This is a genomic window from Caballeronia sordidicola, from assembly GCF_002220365.1.
In the GTDB taxonomy this organism is placed as follows: domain Bacteria; phylum Pseudomonadota; class Gammaproteobacteria; order Burkholderiales; family Burkholderiaceae; genus Caballeronia; species Caballeronia sordidicola_C.
In genome coordinates this window covers 1-2,042 of sequence record NZ_MTHB01000086.1, presented here as the reverse complement: position 1 = coordinate 2,042, position 2,042 = coordinate 1, and the positions used below count along the sequence as shown (strand labels likewise).

General features: G+C 57.7%; 2 protein-coding genes. Both read right to left on the bottom strand.

Annotated elements, in window-relative coordinates; all coding sequences use genetic code 11:
• On the bottom strand, positions 1-258 hold a 258-nt coding region (locus BSU04_RS13560), incomplete at its 3' end, for a hypothetical protein (RefSeq protein WP_089161081.1).
• Positions 259-584: 326 nt separating this feature from the next.
• Positions 585-1,556, bottom strand: a complete 972-nt coding sequence (locus tag BSU04_RS13555) for an NADPH:quinone oxidoreductase family protein (RefSeq protein WP_089161080.1) — start codon at positions 1,554-1,556, stop codon at positions 585-587.
• Positions 1,557-2,042: the final 486 nt, after the last annotated feature.

Here is a 2,042-nt window from a genome sequence, read left to right as displayed (position 1 = left end):
GTGGCGCTTGCTGACATGCTCGATCTCGACGCCCGCGGCCGCGCAGACATCCTGCGCACGCTGGCGGATACGTTCGCGCAGTGGCTCGGCAAAGCGCGCGTAGTCGAAAATTCGGATGCCTTTGGCGTACAGAAAACTCGTCATTCCACCCGCATAGCATGCCCCGGGCAGTGTGCCGGTGATGATGATTCGGTCGTAACACGACAGCACGCCGTACAGGTTCGCCGCGTATCGATCAGTCAATGCCTGCGTAGCCATGATCGCTCACCTCGCTATCGGTACATCCGTGATCGTACTACCTGTTTGGTTCCGGCTCTGCCGGCTTAGGCTAACTGTCGCCCGACCCGGCCCAGCTTTGCCTCCATGTTCATTAACGGCTTCAGAGGCCAAGAGACTAGATCAGGCTCGACGGCTTTCGCCACGCCCTCTCGCGCTGCCGTTGCGTCGGTGATTACAGTAGGCGAATGTCTGCTATCGAGAAGATTGACTGGCTGTTGTGGGTCGCTATGCAAAGGTTTACATAGCGACCCACAACAGCCCTTCGGCGTAGCCGATAGCGGCCGTTCAACTACTGCGAATCTGCCTTAGGGCAATACAACAACCTTCCCAGTTTTAGCGCGCTCCGTTGTCGCGTCAATTGCTTGCGCTGCCTGCGCAAGCGGATAGGTTATCAATTGGGGTGCCTTCAGCTTTCCGGTCGCAACTAAGTCGAAAAGGGATGATTTGGCGCGTTGGGCAGCCTCTGGTTGGCTTGCGAGAAAATGTCGGATGTCAACGCCGACCAAGCTGGCGCTTTTCAACAGAGGAAGATTGGCTGGCAAAGAGGGAATTCTACCTGCAGTGAAGCCAAGGACAAGATGCCTTCCGTCTTTCCCCAGGGATCTGAACGCCGGCTCGAATGTAGAGCCGCCAACTGGGTCGAAAACGACGTCTACTGTACCGCTTGGTGCGACGCTCTTGAGAGCGTCTCGCCAGTTATCTAATCCATAGTCAACGGAAGCATGCGCTCCCAGATCGAGTGCGGCCTGGCGCTTTTCATTGGTAGATGCTGCCGCGATGACGTATGCGCCAGTCTGGAGCGCCAGTTGAACGGCGGCTGAAGCAACGGCACCGGCAGCGCCCAACACGAGGATCGTCTCGCCGGCCCTTAGCTGTGCCCGGTGAAACAAGGCGTAGTGTGCGGTTTGATAGTCGACGAGCATCGCGGCAGCGGCTTCAAAAGGCAACGCATCCGGTATGGGATCAGCCTCATTGGCCGGCACCACGACGTACTCGCCGAGACCGCCTCCGAGCTGCCATGTGGCCACTCGCCGGCCGATCAAATTGCCTGCCACTTCCGGTCCGACAGCATCGATGACGCCCGCGATTTCTCCCCCCGGCACGTAAGGCAATGGCGGGCGAATCTGGTAGCGACCCTGCACCATCAAGCCGTCGACAAAGCCTAATGCTGCAGCACGTATATGTAGACGAACCTCTCCAGGACCCGGCACTGGCACGGGAACGTCCACTAACGAGAAAGCATCAATCTGATACGCGGTACCTGCATACGCTCGCACGATCTTTCCTTTTTCGCTATGGTCGCCACACGGTCGACAAAACGAGCTGACTTCGATACTCGTAACTATCCGAGTCAAATATCGTCAAACCTCACGGTCCTTGGCATCTGGAAGTCACGATTGTCGACCGTTTGCACGACGCCGTCGAACGTCTCAAACTGTTTAGGGTTGTAGGACGCCTGCCCGAATCCGCGTGCAAGCGAACTCGCGCAGAAGCAGGCGGGCAGGCGTCCTACAAGCCCCAAGGGAGGAAACCGCGGAGTGCTCCGATGTGATCGAAACGTTCACTGCTATGGCGATTTATCAGGGCGGATCGTGCGTGGGATAGATTGAAACGCGGATGACGGTGAACCTAAATCGGCAAGATCGTGGCAGCGACAGTGCAGCGTATTGCTATGCGGAGGGTTTGACGAGCGCCAAACTGCTCGTTTGGTGCGATGCGCGCAAGCGTCTCCTATAGGCTCTCGTTGCCGAAGAGCCGACAGT